Source organism: Mycobacterium sp. E1715 (assembly GCF_001667625.1).
Taxonomy (GTDB): Bacteria; Actinomycetota; Actinomycetes; order Mycobacteriales; family Mycobacteriaceae; genus Mycobacterium.
On sequence record NZ_LZJJ01000512.1, the window covers coordinates 1 to 13,995 of the forward strand.

Genomic DNA, 13,995 nt, shown 5'->3' on the forward strand with positions numbered 1-13,995 from the left:
TCGCCGCGGTGAGCAGTTGTGCCGCTTCGAAACTAAATCCGGCCCCGAGTGGAAGGCGGTCCCCGACGGCGTCCGCGACCCTACCCAGGGCCCGAAACACCGCTCCGTTCAACGGGATTCGCCTGATGTGACGGCCGGAGCCCGCCTCGAGCGCATCGATCATCTCATCGAAGCTCAGCATCACGCCGCCGCACACGTATCGTTTTGCGCCGTGGCCTGGGCGCATCGACGCGACATGCACATCGGCGACGTCGCGCACGTCGACCATCATCATTCCAGCGTGCCGCAGTCGCGGCGCCACACCAGCGCGGATGATCGGCGCCCAACCCTGTTCGGTGATGCCCGGGGCGGTCGCCAAGGCCGGACCGACCACGCTGGACGGATAGGTGATGACGACCGGCGTCCCCTCGTCTTGCAGCCGCCGGGCAGCACGGTCGGCGTAACCCTTCGTCTTGGCGTAGGCCGACCTACCCGCCGCCGTGGGGGTATCCGGCCCGATCACCGAGACCTCCGGCGAGAAGAGGGAGGCGTAGCTGTTGATCGTGACGATCGGGTCCAGCCCGCGGTCGTGTGCCTGACGCAGGATCGACTCGGCAGCGAACGCGTTGATCTCCCACATCAGGTTCTCACGCCGGCTGTCGGTCCCGACCACGCTGGCGGCGTGCAGGACGGCGTCACAGCCGTCCAGCAGCGTCGACACGGTATCGGGCTCGCGAACGTCGCCGGTTAACACGGTTATCGAGCCGAATTCGGAAAACCTGCGCAGCAGTTCGGGATTCTCCCAGCCGTGCTCGGCCAGAAGCCGCACCTCATGGCCGGCGCTCAGTAGGCCACGGACGATGTGCGCACCGAGATACCCGGTGCCACCAGTCACTGCGATTCGCACGAGTTCGTGACTCTACCGGGTGGTGGCCAGGTGGTATGAGAGGGACGGCGTCGTGACGATCTAGGCCGGCCGGCTGCCGACCTCCAGGCCGGCCAGCTCGCAGGTGCCGTCGAACACCACCTCGCCGTATTCGCGCACACGGCAACGCAATCGACCGGCGAGGTGCTCGAAGTCGGTGTCGATGTTGCGCCGCTGCGCGGGCAGCGGCACCGGCAAGACGTGCGGGTCCGCGCGGGTGCCGTCCCCGTCCAGCTCGATGTGGTAGCGGCGGGTGCGCGCGGACACGCTCCAGCGCCCGTCGCCGACCTCCGATCGCACGGGCGCCGGCGGGGTGATCCGGATGACACGGTCGCCGAGGCGCACGACGACTCCGGTGACGTCCCTGCGGATCGGGCCGAGCTGAAGCAGGCCCCCCGAGAACGCGACCGAGACGTCGGCGTCGCCGAAATCGTGGGCCTGACCCCACCACCACCGCTCGGGGAAGCCCGCACCCCAGTTGCGTTCCGTGTAGAGCCGGGCGTCACTGAACGACCACGTACGGTCGCGGAATTCGACTGTGCCGGTGGCCTTTCCGCCGAGCCGGTAGGGATGCCAGTACTGGTTCAGAAACGGCACCGACGAGAAGACGCCGCCGCCGCCGAAGGCCTTGGGCCAGTTGAACGGATCGGTGAAATGCAAATCGAGGTGGATTCCGTCGAGGTCGATCTGGAGTCGATCGAGGTACGCCGCCAGACGCGCGTCGGGGAAGGTCCCGGCGTGCACCGAGAAGGTCGACGACTCGGCCTCGGCAGCATCCACGACCGCGGAGCGCACCACGTCGCCGGGATGCAGCGCGACCGCGACGGTGGCCCAGTCGCCGTCCGGGTGCCGGTTCACACTGCACAGCGCGACGACGACGCGACCCGAGGCGGCGTCGGTGAGGCGCCAGAACCAGCCCTCCATTTCGGTGCCGTGCGAAGGGACCGGGTCGCCGAAGGGAACGTCGGCGCCGGTGCGCCGATAGGCGTGGACCAATGGCTTGGCCGCGTTGGCCGCTATCCAGCGCAGGTAGGAGGCGGTCATCGCTTGTCGGCCAGCCCCGATTGCACGAGCGCGTCGTCGATGAAACGCTGTACGGGCCGCGAGCGGAAGAATCCGGTGTGACCGCCTGGGTACCAGTGGATTTCGGGTTTGCCCCAGTGCTCCCAGAGTCGGGTGACCTGGTCGCGCGGGTGCACCAGGCGGTCGGCGAGGCCGGCGTAGATGAAGCGGCCCTTTTTGGGCACGCGCGGGGTCAGCGCCAGCGGCGAGATCATCCGGCCGAGGGGCTTGGCCGAGTCCATCGTGTGGCGCAGACCGGTGTGGCCGCTGAGGCCGGCGTGACGGCCGACCAGGTTCACCAGGTCGACGGCGGGCACGCCGAGGATGGCGCAGGTGAGGCCGTCGTCGAGGCTGGCGACCAGCGACGAAATCAGGCCGCCGAGGGAGATGCCGTTGACCCCGATCGCCGCGTCGGGCTGCTGCGCGCGGATCCAGCTGATCAGCCGCCGGATGTCCCAGACCGACTGCGCGGCGCCGTGCACGTCGTCGAGCACGTCCTCGCTGGGGAACTTTGGCCCGCCGCTGGCTCGGGGGCCGTGCAGGGGGAGTACCGGTAGCACGACGTTGAGGTCGAGATGCCGGTACAGGTGCCAGGCATGAAACAGCATGGGGTCGAGCGCAGCCCGTCCCATCTCCGCGCCGTGGATGCAGATCAGCCACGGCCGCGGCCGGCGGTGCCGGAACATCAGGGCGTATTCGCGGTCGTTGCCGGTGTAGCTGCGCCACCGTTCCCGGCCGGGTTCGCCGTCGAGGGGTTCGTAGTCGCTGTCGAAGGACAGCCGCTCGTAGTTGCGTCCCATGCTGCTCACGCGTTTGACGGTGACGTCGGTGGGGGGCGGGGGCGGGGCGAAGAATCCCTCGGGGTTGTCGAGCCAGCCCTTGTCTTTGTAGAAGGCTTGTGCGGCAAGCACTTCGGTGTCGATCCGTTCGAGGGTCTTGGAGTCGGGGGCCCGACGCAGCAGGCTGAAGCCGCTGAGCAGGATCTCGTCGCGGAAGGCCTGGGCCGCGAGCGCGATGGTGGGCCGGGCCACCGGCAGCTCGTCGGGCTGACGGTCCAGGTAGGTGCCCCAGGAGCGGGCGTAGAAGCCGCCGGTGCGGGTGAACGGACCCAGCATGTGTGTCATCGGGTTGGCGTGCATCTAGCCTCGTTTCGCTCCGGGGGTGAAGGTGACCGGCAGCGTGCCGAGCCCGGTCATGCTGGGGTTGCCGAGGTATTGGTGGACGTTGTCGACGTCGACTCGGTAGTCGGGGATGCGGTCGAGGACGGCTTTCACCATGACCTCGGCCATCAGGCGCGCGAGGTGCGAGCCGATGCAGCGGTGCGGCCCGAGCCCGAACGCGACGTGCCGGTTGGGCGCGCGGTCCAGGATGATCTCGTCGGGGTTCGGGAATTCTTTTTCGTCGTGGTTGGCCGACAGCCAGCTGATGACGACTCTGTCGTTCTTTCTCAGGCGCTGGCCGTTGATTTCGACGTCGTGAGTGACTGTGCGGCTGAGGGTTTGGTTGACCGAGAAGTATCGCAGGAATTCGTCGGTGGCGGTGCGGTACAGCTCGGGGCGGTCGATGAGTTGTTGCCTTAGGGCCGGGTGGGTGCCCAGGTGGTGGAGCGTGAGCGCGGTTTGGGAGGTGGTGGTGTCGACGCCGCCGCCGATGAGGTTCCAGAGGATGTTGAGCAGCTGTTCGTCGGTGAGGCGGTGGCCGTCGAACTCGAACTGGATGAGGAAGCTGGTGAGGTCGTCTTCCGGTTTGGCTCGTCTGCCGGCCGCGTAGTCGAGGACCTCTTCCATCATCTTGGGGACTTTGGCGATGGCGTTTGCGTACTCGTCGCTGTCCTGGGGCACGGCCATGACAGAGTGGAAGAGGTTGGCGTAGAGGTGCCAGTTGTCGAGGGGCAGGCCCATCAGCTTCATGGTGAGGATCGCCGGCACCGGGCTGGCGTAGTCGAGGACGAGGTCCATGCGGCCGTCCTCGATCTTGTGGTCGAGGAACTCATGCGCCTTCTGTTCCATGAACGGCTTGAGCTTTTGGACGGCGCCGGGGGAGAAGAACGGGGCTAGCGCGTGGCGTAGGGCCTGGTGGTAGGGCCCGTCGACCTCGCCGATGCCCAGGGCCGGCTGGCCATCGGGGCGCGGGACGCCCATCTCGCCCTGGTAGTCGACACCGTCGTCGGCGTTGGGCTCGTATTTGTGGGCGAAGGTGTCGCCGTCTCTGGCCGTTCGGCTCACCGCGTCGTAGCTGCTGAGGAACCAGAATCCGCCGTAGTTCTCGTTCCAGGCGACGGGGCACTTGCTTCTCAGGTCTTTGTTGATGGCGTTCTCGTTGAGGTTGAACGCGTCGGAGTGGTGGTCGAAGTCGACGATGGCGTCTTCGGTGACGTCGGGACGGGTTGTCATCTGGTTGCTCCTCCACCCGGCGACGTCGGCTTTCTACACTATCTTTGCATTATTACGCTGGTCGGTTCCGTCGAGAAAGGCCACGATGAGTAGTCACCGTACGACCTTCAACCATGTCGGATTGTGCGTCTCCGATCGCGAGCGGTCGCGGCGTTTCTACGAAAATGTGCTCGGGTTCCAGTTCTGGTGGGAGCTCGATCCGCCCGACGGCCCGACGTCGAAGCTGGTGCAACTTCCCGAGCCGCTCGGGGTGCACGCGACGTACTTGGTACGCGACGGGTTTGTGCTCGAGTTGATGGATTACTCGAAGCGTCAGGTTCACGCCGGGTCGGAGCGGGTCATGGATCAGGTTGGGCTGACGCATATTTCGTTTTCGGTGTCCGATCTCCCGGGCGCGCTGGCTCGAGTGGCGGAGTTTGGGGGAGCGGTAGTCGACGCGACGGTGACCGAGGCGATGGCGATGATTCGGGATCCTGATGGGCAGTTGCTGGAGCTGCTTTCGGACGGGTGGTTGGCGGCGTTGCCGCCTCGGCCGTAGTCAACAACCCACCCGGTTCGACCGGCGCACCGAGCGTTCTCTTAAACCATGCGGCTTGCCGTTCATGTCGATTTGCTATGGGACTTGTTGAGCGTTGAGAGTGGGGCTCAGTTTCGCGCTGACCGAGTACGTGCGTGCGAGATTCACATCATTACCAAAAAAAGCCGACATCCAGCTGCTCAGTTCGCTTGTAGCCTGCCCACATTGGCGCTCCCGGCGGCTGCACACGGTAAATGCCGCGCACAGCGGATGCGACCCGGTCATGCTGCGTCGGCCACTGAATCGTGGAGGCGATTTGCTCGAGCACTCCGCGATCACGCTCGAGCACGCGCTCGACTATTGAAACCGTTGGAAGCGCTCCGCTTTTGTCTCCGTTGCAGCGGGCACACGCAAGCACCAGGTTGGCCAGGCCGTCAATGCCAACTAGCGACCATGGCAGCACATGGTCGACTGGATTGTTCACCGGCAGGTGCTCGCCGCAATAAAAGCAGTGCGGCCCGAACGCCTGCTTGAACGGCTCGCGCACTGCGCCCAGGGCGGCGCGCTCGCGTCCGAAGAGGTGACCTGCGACGTCGGGGACCTTTTCGTCGAGAAATCTGTTCATCCGTCGCACGTCATCGACCCACATAATCTCCAGGGCAGGCTTTAGTAGACCAGCAAGCCGGGCCAGGCCGTGCGCCACACCCGGTCGAAGTTCGATGGCGTCACCGTGTCTGCGCAGTGATAACCGCGACACGTGGTCGTGCAGAAACGAGTCGTCATAGAGGAAGGGATCGCTCATCGAGGCGCCCGGCAGTTTCTGCAGCCGATGCAATGGCTGTTGGGCCAGGCACAGGGTGATGTCTTCGATCGCGCTTCGGTATGCCGTTGGTGCGCGCAACCTGGCTATATCCACTGATGTGCCGCTTCCCGTGAGCCCGGCTGCATCTCGTAGCGACTCCGTGGCGGTCAAGATTCGGGCGCGCGGCTGGGTGGATTGGCGCACTTCATGACCTTCGAACGGGCGCACCTGCTGCCAATAGATTTCGAGCACCCTGTGGGCCAGCACGGGCAGCGGCACCCGTAGGACGTCTTCGGGCCGCTCTGGAATGTTTTCGATGCAATGGTCGATCAAGGCCATTAGCGTGGCGAGCTTATACGTCGCGGTTCTCAGGCCGGTCTCCAGGATCGCGACGACCCGCTGCCCGAGCAGAAGGGAGTCTTGTGCGGTTCCGTCACCGTTCACGGCGCCCCGCCGATATCAGCTTGGAGAGGTGGGAACTCCACCGATGCATTATTGCTGGGAGTTGACCGCAAGGGTGAACTCGTTCGTGATGTGCTACCGGACAAAAGCGAGACACTGCTGCTGCTGCTGCTGCGGATAACGAGACGGCAGCATGAGGATTGGGGCACTTGAGCGCCGTTATCGAGCCCCAGTGGCTTCATTCGGTTCCGCATACTCGCATCAGTTGTACGCGGTACTCCCCGCAACGGGATGGGTGGTGCTGACAATCTTGGCGGCACAGTGGTCTCGATCGAACCCCTGGTTCCCGCACCATGCCAACGCACCCGCGGAGTCTGGGAAAGTGATGCCGGCGATAGTCACCCAGAAGTCCGGCGCTGAAAACGTCGACCAGTCACCTGACCAGAGCAGCCTCACGTTCGAGAAGCGCTGCCGCAACTGAAGATGCTCTTGGAGCGTCATTGCGTTGTCCCACACCTGGCCGTTGTCGACGACGCCGGGTCGCTTGGAACTGAGTTGCGGCACCCAGCGGTCAGTCAGTTGCGCGCTTACCCAAGGTCGGTCGTCAGCTGCGATCTGCCGAAGCTCTTGCGTAGGATCTTGCGGCGCAGAAGTCACCGTGGTGTGAGCTTGAGTCGACGGTGACGTCGATGACGACTCTGTCGGGGAGGTCGTGAATATTGGATTCGAATAGGGGACGAGCGGCGCCGCGGAAGGCTCGGAGCCGTTGGAGTCCTGGTGAGCGAGGAGGCCGATCACCACACCGACGCCGCCCACCAACGCCACCGCGATCCCGATAGAGATCCCCACGATGAACTGTTTAGAGCGCCCTTGGTCGCCGTTGACGACTGGTGTTGGAGCCGTTCCAGGGTAAGCGTAAAGGGCGTTAAACGGTGGATAGCTCGGAGGCCCGCTTACGTATTGAGGCGCTAGCACTGTGTCAGGTTGGGGCGGGGTCGACGATTCTCCTTGCAGCGCTCGCTTGGCGGCGCGGCCCAGTGCGCCGGCACTGCTATAGCGGTCGTCGGGATGCTTTGCCATGCCGCGAGCGATGACCTCGTCGAAAGCCGTGGGAACGCGTGGATTGACGATGCTTGGTCTAGGGGGTGGCGACGAGATGTGCGCGCCGATGACCTGCTCGGCGCTGTGCATTGGAAACGGCTTGGCGCCCGTCAGCGCCTCGTAGAGGACGCACGCCAGCGAGTAGACGTCGACCGACGCCGTCACTTCCCCATCGCCCAATCGTTCCGGGGCCATGTAGTCGAAGGTGCCGACTTGGTAGCCCGACATAGTGAGGTGGGTGTCGCCTTTGGCTTCGGCGATACCGAAATCGACCAAGTACGCGAAATCGTCGGACGTCACAATGATGTTCTGCGGCTTCACGTCTCGGTGGATGAGCCCTTCGGCGTGCGCGGCGTCCAAAGCCGCCGCGATTTGTCGGATGATGTCGGCCGCTCGTTCTGGTTCTAGGGGGCCGCTCTTGAGCATTTCATGCAAGGTTTCCCCTCGGATTAACCGCATGTCGATGTACAGAACGCCGTTGACCTCTCCCCAGTCATGGATGGGAATGACGTGCGGTTCCTGCAGGATTGCTGCCGCATGGGATTCACGCAAAAATCGGGCACGGTATGTTTCGTCCTGCGCGTATCGGTCTGTGAGTAACTTGAGTGCTACGGTTCTGCCCTTTTCGGTGTCGTACGCCTCGTAAACCTCGCCCATACCGCCTTGGCCAAGCATCCGCCTGATCTCGTACCGTCCAAACGCACTGCCGACCAGTGACCTCACAGCACACTTCCTTTTCTTCGCTGCGATCAGTGTCCATCCAGTTGACTCCCTCTTTGGTGGGTTTGCCCAAGTAACGATGGATTTATGCGCTGCCGCCGGATCTGCAATTTGGTCCGGACAAATGCAACGAGCAAACACCGCTGGGATGCTCGGAACTCTTCTGGGCGGCGCTATCGCCGGGGTACGGTGGCGGCCACAACCTGGCGGGGGAGAATGTCGAACTCTTGAGCCAAAGTGACCGAATGCTGAGCGCGGACGCCTAGGCGCTGCAGCGCGATTTGGACGCCGTTACCATCCGATCGCTGCGACCATAGTGGGCGGATATGCGGCTTTCATGTTCTGACAAAGGGATACTGTTGAGCGAAATAGGCCAAAGCCCTCTCGAGGTGACCGGCTTGCATCAAATCGGGTGCGGAGTGGATCGCCCGGAACACGTTGTGGTTGCCAGCGATGGCCGGGTGTTCGCATCCGATAAGGCCTCGGCTGTCGCAGAACTCATCGACGAACACACGATTCGGCATATCGGCCAGGCGGGCGGCGAGCCGAACGGCATCGCACTGGACTGCGACGGCCACTTTCTGATCGCTAATTGGGGTCTCGGCGTGCTTCAGGATCTCGAGCCGGAGACCGGCGAGATCGCAGAAGTGCTGAGCGACGAACTCGACGGGTGCCCGCTACGATGGCTGAACTTCGTTCTAGTGGATTCCGTTGGGGCGCTGTGGTGCTCGGTGAGCACGATGTCGGACGACCTCATGGACACGATCGCGCGGGGCACCGCGGACGGGTTCATCTTCCGGGTCGCACCGGATCGCCGATCGGTGCGAGTGGTCGCTGACGGGGTGAGCTTCCCGAACTGCATGGCGCTGGATCGCGACGAGGACCACCTGTACGTGGTCCGCACGGTAACCGCCGACGTGGTGCGGTTTCCGATCCAAAGCGAGACGCTCGGCCGACCAGAGCAATACGGACCGTCGCTGGGCGACCGGCGCCCCGACGAGTACGGCCCCGACGCCGGCCGCCTAATGGCCGACCCGGAAGTTGCCAAGAGATGGGGAATGGCCGACGGATGCGCGTTCGACGCCGAGGGAAACCTCTGGGTCACACTCGTTTTGGCCAACAAGATCGTGGCGATCCGCCCGGATGGCACGACGACAACCGTGATCGAAGACCCCGACGGCGCGCTCTTAAGAAGCCCGACCAGCATCGCGTGGGGCGGGCCGGATATGCGCGACATCTACATCGGCTCGATCACGGCGCCGTACGTGCTGAAGGGGAGAAGCTCGGTGGCGGGCTTGCCGCTCATCCACCAGCGTTAGCCCGACGGCCCGGGCCGCATAAAGTTCGGCAAAGCGGCCTCCGGGTCCGAAGGGATCATCGATTCGCCCAACCCCCACAGCTGGCGGATGGTGGCACCGCCGTCGACGACGAGGGTCTGACCGGTGATGCGGGCGGCCAGCTCGGAGGACAGGAACAACGCGGCGTTGGCGATGTCATGCGCGCGTGGCGCCGCCAGCGGATTGATCCCGTTGACGGCATACTCGCCGGGCGGCTGGTCCTCGTTGCCCGAGCCCACATTGCCGGGCGCCACCGCGTTGGCGCGAATGCCGTACCGCCCCAGCTCATCTGCGAACGTCTTGACCAGCGAGATGACGCCGGCCTTCGCCGCGCCGTAGGCGGCGTGGTAGGTCGCCGAGGCGATGCCGTCGACCGAGGCGATCGCCACCAACGAGCCGCCGCTGCCCTGACCAATCATGTATCTGGCGGCGGCCTGAAAGAGGTAGAACACCTGGGTCAGGTTGTAATGGATTGCCGCGTCCCACAATTGGGGCGTGAAGTCCTCGACCTTCGACCAGGTCGCGCCGCCGATGATGTCGACGCACACGTCGATCCCGCCCAGCGCCGCCTCGACGTCGTCGATCGCCCGGCCGACCTGCTCGGGGTCGGTCATGTCGGCGACGATCGGGACGGCGTGACCACCCCGGCCGACGATCTCGCCGGCAACTTGTTCCGCGCGCCGCTCGTCGATGTCGATGCAGGCCACCGAGGCGCCCGCGTCGGCCAGGGCCAGCGACGTGAACCAGCCGTGGCCCGCACGCTCGGGGATGTAGCCCGCGCCCGACACCACCGCACGCTTGCCCGAGAGCCCCAAATCGATCACGCCGACCTCCTTCGCGGGCCAAGCGCCGGGAAGCGCCGGCGGCCGTACTGGTGGAGTATCGAGGCGGCCTCGACCGCAGTCAACGACGGCTGCTCAGCACGCCGGCTGGTGTTCCTCGAGATCAGAGCTGCCGGCTTCAGAGCCGTCATCACCACGCCCGCGGAACGGCCCCACGACGTGCCCGCCCAAGTAGACGACCCCGCGGCCGACGGCCACGAACGCCCGGCCGGTGACGCCGCCGACGGCCCCCAGCGTGGCCAAGGCAGCGTCCAAGACACTCGGAATGTGGAAGTCCTCCCAGGTCTCCACCTGGTGCTGGCGCGCCTTCGCGAAGCGGTCGAGCTCGTCGCGCAGGACGACGCCCTGCTTGGCCAGCTCGCGCACCGCCCAGAACCGGAAGCCGTCGACCGCCTTGGACTGCCCGAAGCGGTCGAGCACTTCTTTCGCGCTCCGGTAGATGTCGAGGTCTTCGCGCAAGTGATGGTCGACGAGCTCGCGAGCCTCGTCGATCGCCCGCAGCAGCTGATCGGGCTCCTTGGTCTCGATCCGCGCGAGGTTCAGCCGCTGCCACTTGTGCAGCGCCTCCTCTGCGATCACCAGCAGGCTCAGGGTGTCGCCAAGCCGGTTGTCGCCGATGGCATTTCGCAGCTTCGCGGCGCGCTGCTGCACGGGCAGGCCGTGATCGAAGGACGCCAGGACGCGGCTCACGTGATTGCGCAGCTGCGAGACGGCGACATTGAGCGCCGGCCCCAGCGCGGCGACCGAATCCCAGTACGCATCGGGCAGCGACCCGTACTTCTCCAGCGACTCGACCATCCGCGAGACGGTCAGGCTGTTGCCCAGGACGTCGCCGGCGCGCTGCGCCCTGGCGACCTCGAGCACCGCCTCGACCTTGTCCTCCACCCGCCGGACGGCGTCCTCGACCTCGGCGACCGCGGACTTCAACGCCATCTGCACCGCGAGCATCTGCGCCGACAGCATCACCTCGGGACCGAGCAGCTCGGGTCGCCACTGCAGATAGGCAAAGACGTCATCGGCGCCCGTCGTCAACCGGAAAAAGCCGTCGGCGACCGGGACCAGGTTGCCTTCCTTCAGCGCCTCCACGGTGTCGCGGTGCAGCTGGACGTACTTGCCGGAGTCGGCCAGCAGCGAGGCCAGCCCGGCGATCGCCGCGTTCGCCAACGAGGCGCTGTCGATGCCGGTAACGCGCAACCCCTGCCCGGCGGTCGCGCGCAGCTTGCTCAGATAAGACTCGACGGCGGCGGGGTCACCGCCGAGCAGCAGCGACTCGTCCTGCAAGGACACCACGACCTCGTCGGCATCGATCGCCGCCGACCGCTCGGACACCTCGGTCACGGCACCCCCTGATCCTTCGGCCGAGCAAAACGGCCAAGAGTTAACAGGAATTTCTCGGCTAGCAAACCCGGACATTACACGCATGCCATAGCCAGACCCACGGGTTCGCCGCGTGTTCGGGAGGAATTCACCGGGGCCGGGGAGGGGGCAGCCGGCGCGATGACCCACCCCGGGCCGCGCCCACCCGTAACCTTGCAGCTTGTGACCGCGCGCAAGCCCCCGCGCCTGACCGTCGAGGACTGGCTGCAGGCCGGCTACACGCTGCTCGCCGAGCAGGGGGTGCGTTCCCTGAAGATCGAGCGCCTCTGCCAGCAGGCCGGCGTCACCCGCGGCAGCTTCTACTGGCACTTCGCCGATATGGACAGCTACCGGAACGCGCTGGTCGACTCCTGGAACACCTTCCTGGACAAGGACCGGCGGTCGCTGGCGGAACTCGACGCGCTGCCCCCGCGAGAACGCCTGTCCGCCATGATGACCGCGCTGACCAGCCCGGGATATTGGACGCTCGAACGCGCGATGCGCGAATGGGCCCGCACCGACCCGGCCGCCGCCGCCAACATCCGCGCCGCCGACCGGCGCCTGCTGCGCGCCGTCACCAAGGCCTACAGCGACTACGGCTTCGGCGCCGAGGACGCCAAGCTGCGCGCCCAGCTGACGTTCGCCGCCGGCATCGGCCTGCTGCACCTGGCCGGCTCCGCCCAGCAGGCGCAACAGTCGGCGCAACGGGAACGCTTCCTCGAGCTGATGCTCAAGGACTAGACCATCGCGATCGGGGAGATCTTGGCCCCAATCGCCAACGCCCCGGCCAACTCTCGGCTCACGTCGTAATCGAACACCACGTGCCCCGCCGCGATGTCCACGTCGCGCTTGAAGCGCTGCAGCGGGTTGGACAGGAACTGCGCGCTGGCCCCCGAGGCCTCCACCAGATCGGCGATGATCGCCTTGCTCTCGTGCACGGTGTGGGCCGCCGCCAGCCGGGCCTCGGCCCGCACCGAGCGGCCCACCCGCTCGCCGGCACTCACCATCCGGTCGATGCCGCCGGCCGTCTCGTCGACCAGCGCCCGCAACGCCCGCAACCGCACCCGCGCGCTCGCCAGCCGGATCTGGGCGGCCGGCTGATCCTTTTGCGCCACACCGCTGTACGCCAGCACGCGCTCGCCCAGGCGCTCAGCGAACAGCTCGGTCACCCGTTCGGCGGCGCCGAGCACCGGCATCGACGCCACCAGCGCCAGCGCGGGCACCATCGGCCACCGATACGTCGGCGCGTCATGTGCCCGCGCACCCGGCGCCGTCCCGCCGTAGATGTCGGCCACCGCGACCAGGCGGTGCTCGGGGACGAGGGCGTCGGTGACGACGACGTCGTGGGAGCCGGTGCCGCGCATGCCCGCGGTGTGCCAGGTGTCGACGACCTCGACCTGCGCCGCGGGCAGCAGCACCAGCGCCGGATCGATGCGGTCCGGCCGCTCGACGAGCGCCCCGACCATCATCCAGTCGGCGTCCATCGCGCCCGTCGCCCACGACCACCGGCCGGTCAGGCGCACCCCGCCGTCGGCCGGGGTGCCGCGGCCGGTGGGGGCCAGGGGAGCGGGTGCCAGCACCGGCCCCGCGGCGAACACCTCCTCCTGGGCCCGCATGTCGAACAGCGAGAGCATCCAGTTGTGCAGGGCGTAGAAGCCCAGCGTCCAGGAGCTGGACGCGCAGCCGTGCGCCATCCGCCGAATCGGTTGCAGCAGTTCGGGAAACGAGGCTTGGATGCCGCCGAACCGGGCGGGCAGCAACAGCCGGAACAGGTCGGTCTGCCGGAACTCGTCGACCGTCGCCGCGGGCAGCCGGCGCAGCCGTTCGGCCTCCTCGGCGCGCTCGGCCAACCGGGCGACGAAGTCGTCGGTGATCCCGTACGTCGGGTGTGTGTCGACCGCGGACATGGCGCCGACCGTACCATACTATTTTGTATGGTTGCTTTCAGCCGAGGTCGTAGGAATCCCGCGACACCCGGAAGTAGTGCCCGGTGCTGCTGTCGGTGCACGTCATGCCCGACGGCTCGCTGTCGCAGGTGATCGTGCCCGCGGACTGGGTCTGGCCGTAGTCGAGGGTCGGCTCGCCGGCGAAGCGCAGGGTGTCGCCGTGGCAGTGGATGGCGGCCGGCTCGCCCAGGTTCAACACGAAGCGGTTGCCCCAGGCGAGATGCTTGCCGCACTCCGGTGGCGGCGGTGGCTGGTAGTCGAAGTCGCTGATGTCGCACGCCACACCGAAGCCGCCCAGGACGCAGGTGACGTTGCCGGACGGCGATTGAAAGTTCTGGGTGTCCGCGTGCGCGGTCGCCGGCATCACGGTGGCGGCCGCGACCGTCGCGGCGGCGACAGCGAGGGTCCTCATCATTTGCTGAGCGTAAGCCTGTGCGCCGGTGGACCGGACCGATAATCCCGAAATGAGTTTGCGCGGGGGCCTTCACCTGGCCGCCCAAAAGGATTACAACGTCATCATGAAGGCATCAATGGTCGCCGCGGTTCCGCTCCTGGCGGCCGCGACCGCGGTGGGCCCGGCGCACGCGGACCCGCTCTACCACTTCCAGTCACA

General features: G+C 66.2%; 13 protein-coding genes. 3 read left to right on the forward strand and 10 right to left on the reverse strand.

All coding sequences use genetic code 11. The features are described 5' to 3' along the window. From A9X03_RS25120 to A9X03_RS25135, 4 genes are all read right to left on the reverse strand, one after another. On the reverse strand, positions 1-886 hold an 886-nt coding region (locus tag A9X03_RS25120; RefSeq protein ID WP_068263525.1), incomplete at its 3' end, for an NAD-dependent epimerase/dehydratase family protein. 60 nt (positions 887-946) lie between these two features. Beyond that, on the reverse strand, positions 947-1,948 hold the full coding sequence (locus A9X03_RS25125) for a tocopherol cyclase family protein (RefSeq protein ID WP_067779807.1): 1,002 nt from the start codon (positions 1,946-1,948) through the stop codon (positions 947-949). Continuing rightward, entirely contained in the window at positions 1,945-3,105 is a 1,161-nt protein-coding gene (locus tag A9X03_RS25130) for an alpha/beta hydrolase (protein ID WP_067779810.1), read from the reverse strand. Before A9X03_RS25130 ends, A9X03_RS25125 begins: the two co-directional genes overlap by 4 nt. After that, the gene (locus tag A9X03_RS25135; protein WP_068263517.1) at positions 3,106-4,359 is read right to left on the reverse strand and encodes a cytochrome P450; all 1,254 of its coding nucleotides are present in this window, start codon (positions 4,357-4,359) and stop codon (positions 3,106-3,108) included. It lies immediately after the preceding gene. A gap of 85 nt (positions 4,360-4,444) precedes the next feature. Between A9X03_RS25135 and A9X03_RS25140 the strand changes: the two genes are divergently transcribed. Beyond that, on the forward strand, positions 4,445-4,897 hold the full coding sequence (locus tag A9X03_RS25140; protein WP_067780112.1) for a VOC family protein: 453 nt from the start codon (positions 4,445-4,447) through the stop codon (positions 4,895-4,897). A gap of 151 nt (positions 4,898-5,048) precedes the next feature. On the opposite strand, the gene A9X03_RS25145 is transcribed toward A9X03_RS25140, so the two are convergent. Together A9X03_RS25145 and A9X03_RS25150 are read right to left on the reverse strand one after the other, a co-directional pair. Beyond that, on the reverse strand, positions 5,049-6,122 hold the full coding sequence (locus tag A9X03_RS25145) for an HNH endonuclease (RefSeq protein ID WP_067780114.1): 1,074 nt from the start codon (positions 6,120-6,122) through the stop codon (positions 5,049-5,051). Between the two features lie 219 nt (positions 6,123-6,341). Further along, the gene (locus tag A9X03_RS25150) at positions 6,342-7,904 is read right to left on the reverse strand and encodes a serine/threonine-protein kinase (RefSeq protein ID WP_068015631.1); all 1,563 of its coding nucleotides are present in this window, start codon (positions 7,902-7,904) and stop codon (positions 6,342-6,344) included. A 458-nt stretch (positions 7,905-8,362) separates the two neighbouring features. Here A9X03_RS25150 and A9X03_RS25155 point away from each other — a divergent pair, with 458 nt between their 5' ends. Continuing rightward, positions 8,363-9,220, forward strand: a complete 858-nt coding sequence (locus A9X03_RS25155; RefSeq protein WP_067780119.1) for an SMP-30/gluconolactonase/LRE family protein — start codon at positions 8,363-8,365, stop codon at positions 9,218-9,220. Here A9X03_RS25155 and A9X03_RS25160 read toward each other — a convergent pair. Continuing rightward, complete coding sequence (locus tag A9X03_RS25160; RefSeq protein WP_067780123.1) at positions 9,217-10,062, reverse strand: SDR family NAD(P)-dependent oxidoreductase; 846 nt, start codon at positions 10,060-10,062, stop codon at positions 9,217-9,219. The genes A9X03_RS25155 and A9X03_RS25160 overlap by 4 nt on opposite strands. 93 nt (positions 10,063-10,155) lie before the next feature. Then, positions 10,156-11,418, reverse strand: coding sequence for a hypothetical protein (locus A9X03_RS25165; RefSeq protein ID WP_231975465.1), 1,263 nt, complete (start codon positions 11,416-11,418; stop codon positions 10,156-10,158). A gap of 201 nt (positions 11,419-11,619) precedes the next feature. Between A9X03_RS25165 and A9X03_RS25170 the strand changes: the two genes are divergently transcribed. After that, a complete protein-coding gene (locus A9X03_RS25170) occupies positions 11,620-12,177 on the forward strand; it encodes a TetR/AcrR family transcriptional regulator (RefSeq protein WP_156746671.1) in 558 nt (185 codons plus the stop codon). On the opposite strand, the gene A9X03_RS25175 is transcribed toward A9X03_RS25170, so the two are convergent. Further along, positions 12,174-13,343, reverse strand: coding sequence for an acyl-CoA dehydrogenase (locus tag A9X03_RS25175; protein WP_067780127.1), 1,170 nt, complete (start codon positions 13,341-13,343; stop codon positions 12,174-12,176). The two genes, A9X03_RS25170 and A9X03_RS25175, sit on opposite strands and share 4 nt — an antisense overlap. Before the next feature lie 37 nt (positions 13,344-13,380). Next, the gene (locus tag A9X03_RS25180; protein WP_156746672.1) at positions 13,381-13,794 is read right to left on the reverse strand and encodes a DUF6636 domain-containing protein; all 414 of its coding nucleotides are present in this window, start codon (positions 13,792-13,794) and stop codon (positions 13,381-13,383) included. Positions 13,795-13,995 lie beyond the last annotated feature (201 nt).

Excerpts from the sequence above, each read along its gene's own strand:
- A9X03_RS25125 (WP_067779807.1), bottom strand. The coding sequence starts at position 1,948 with ATGACCGCCTCCTACCTGCGCTGGATAGCGGCCAACGCGGCCAAGCCA.
- A9X03_RS25130 (WP_067779810.1), bottom strand. The coding sequence starts at position 3,105 with ATGCACGCCAACCCGATGACACACATGCTGGGTCCGTTCACCCGCACC.
- A9X03_RS25135 (WP_068263517.1), bottom strand. The coding sequence starts at position 4,359 with ATGACAACCCGTCCCGACGTCACCGAAGACGCCATCGTCGACTTCGAC.
- A9X03_RS25140 (WP_067780112.1), top strand. The coding sequence starts at position 4,445 with ATGAGTAGTCACCGTACGACCTTCAACCATGTCGGATTGTGCGTCTCC.
- A9X03_RS25175 (WP_067780127.1), bottom strand. The coding sequence starts at position 13,343 with ATGTCCGCGGTCGACACACACCCGACGTACGGGATCACCGACGACTTC.
- A9X03_RS25180 (WP_156746672.1), bottom strand. The coding sequence starts at position 13,794 with ATGAGGACCCTCGCTGTCGCCGCCGCGACGGTCGCGGCCGCCACCGTG.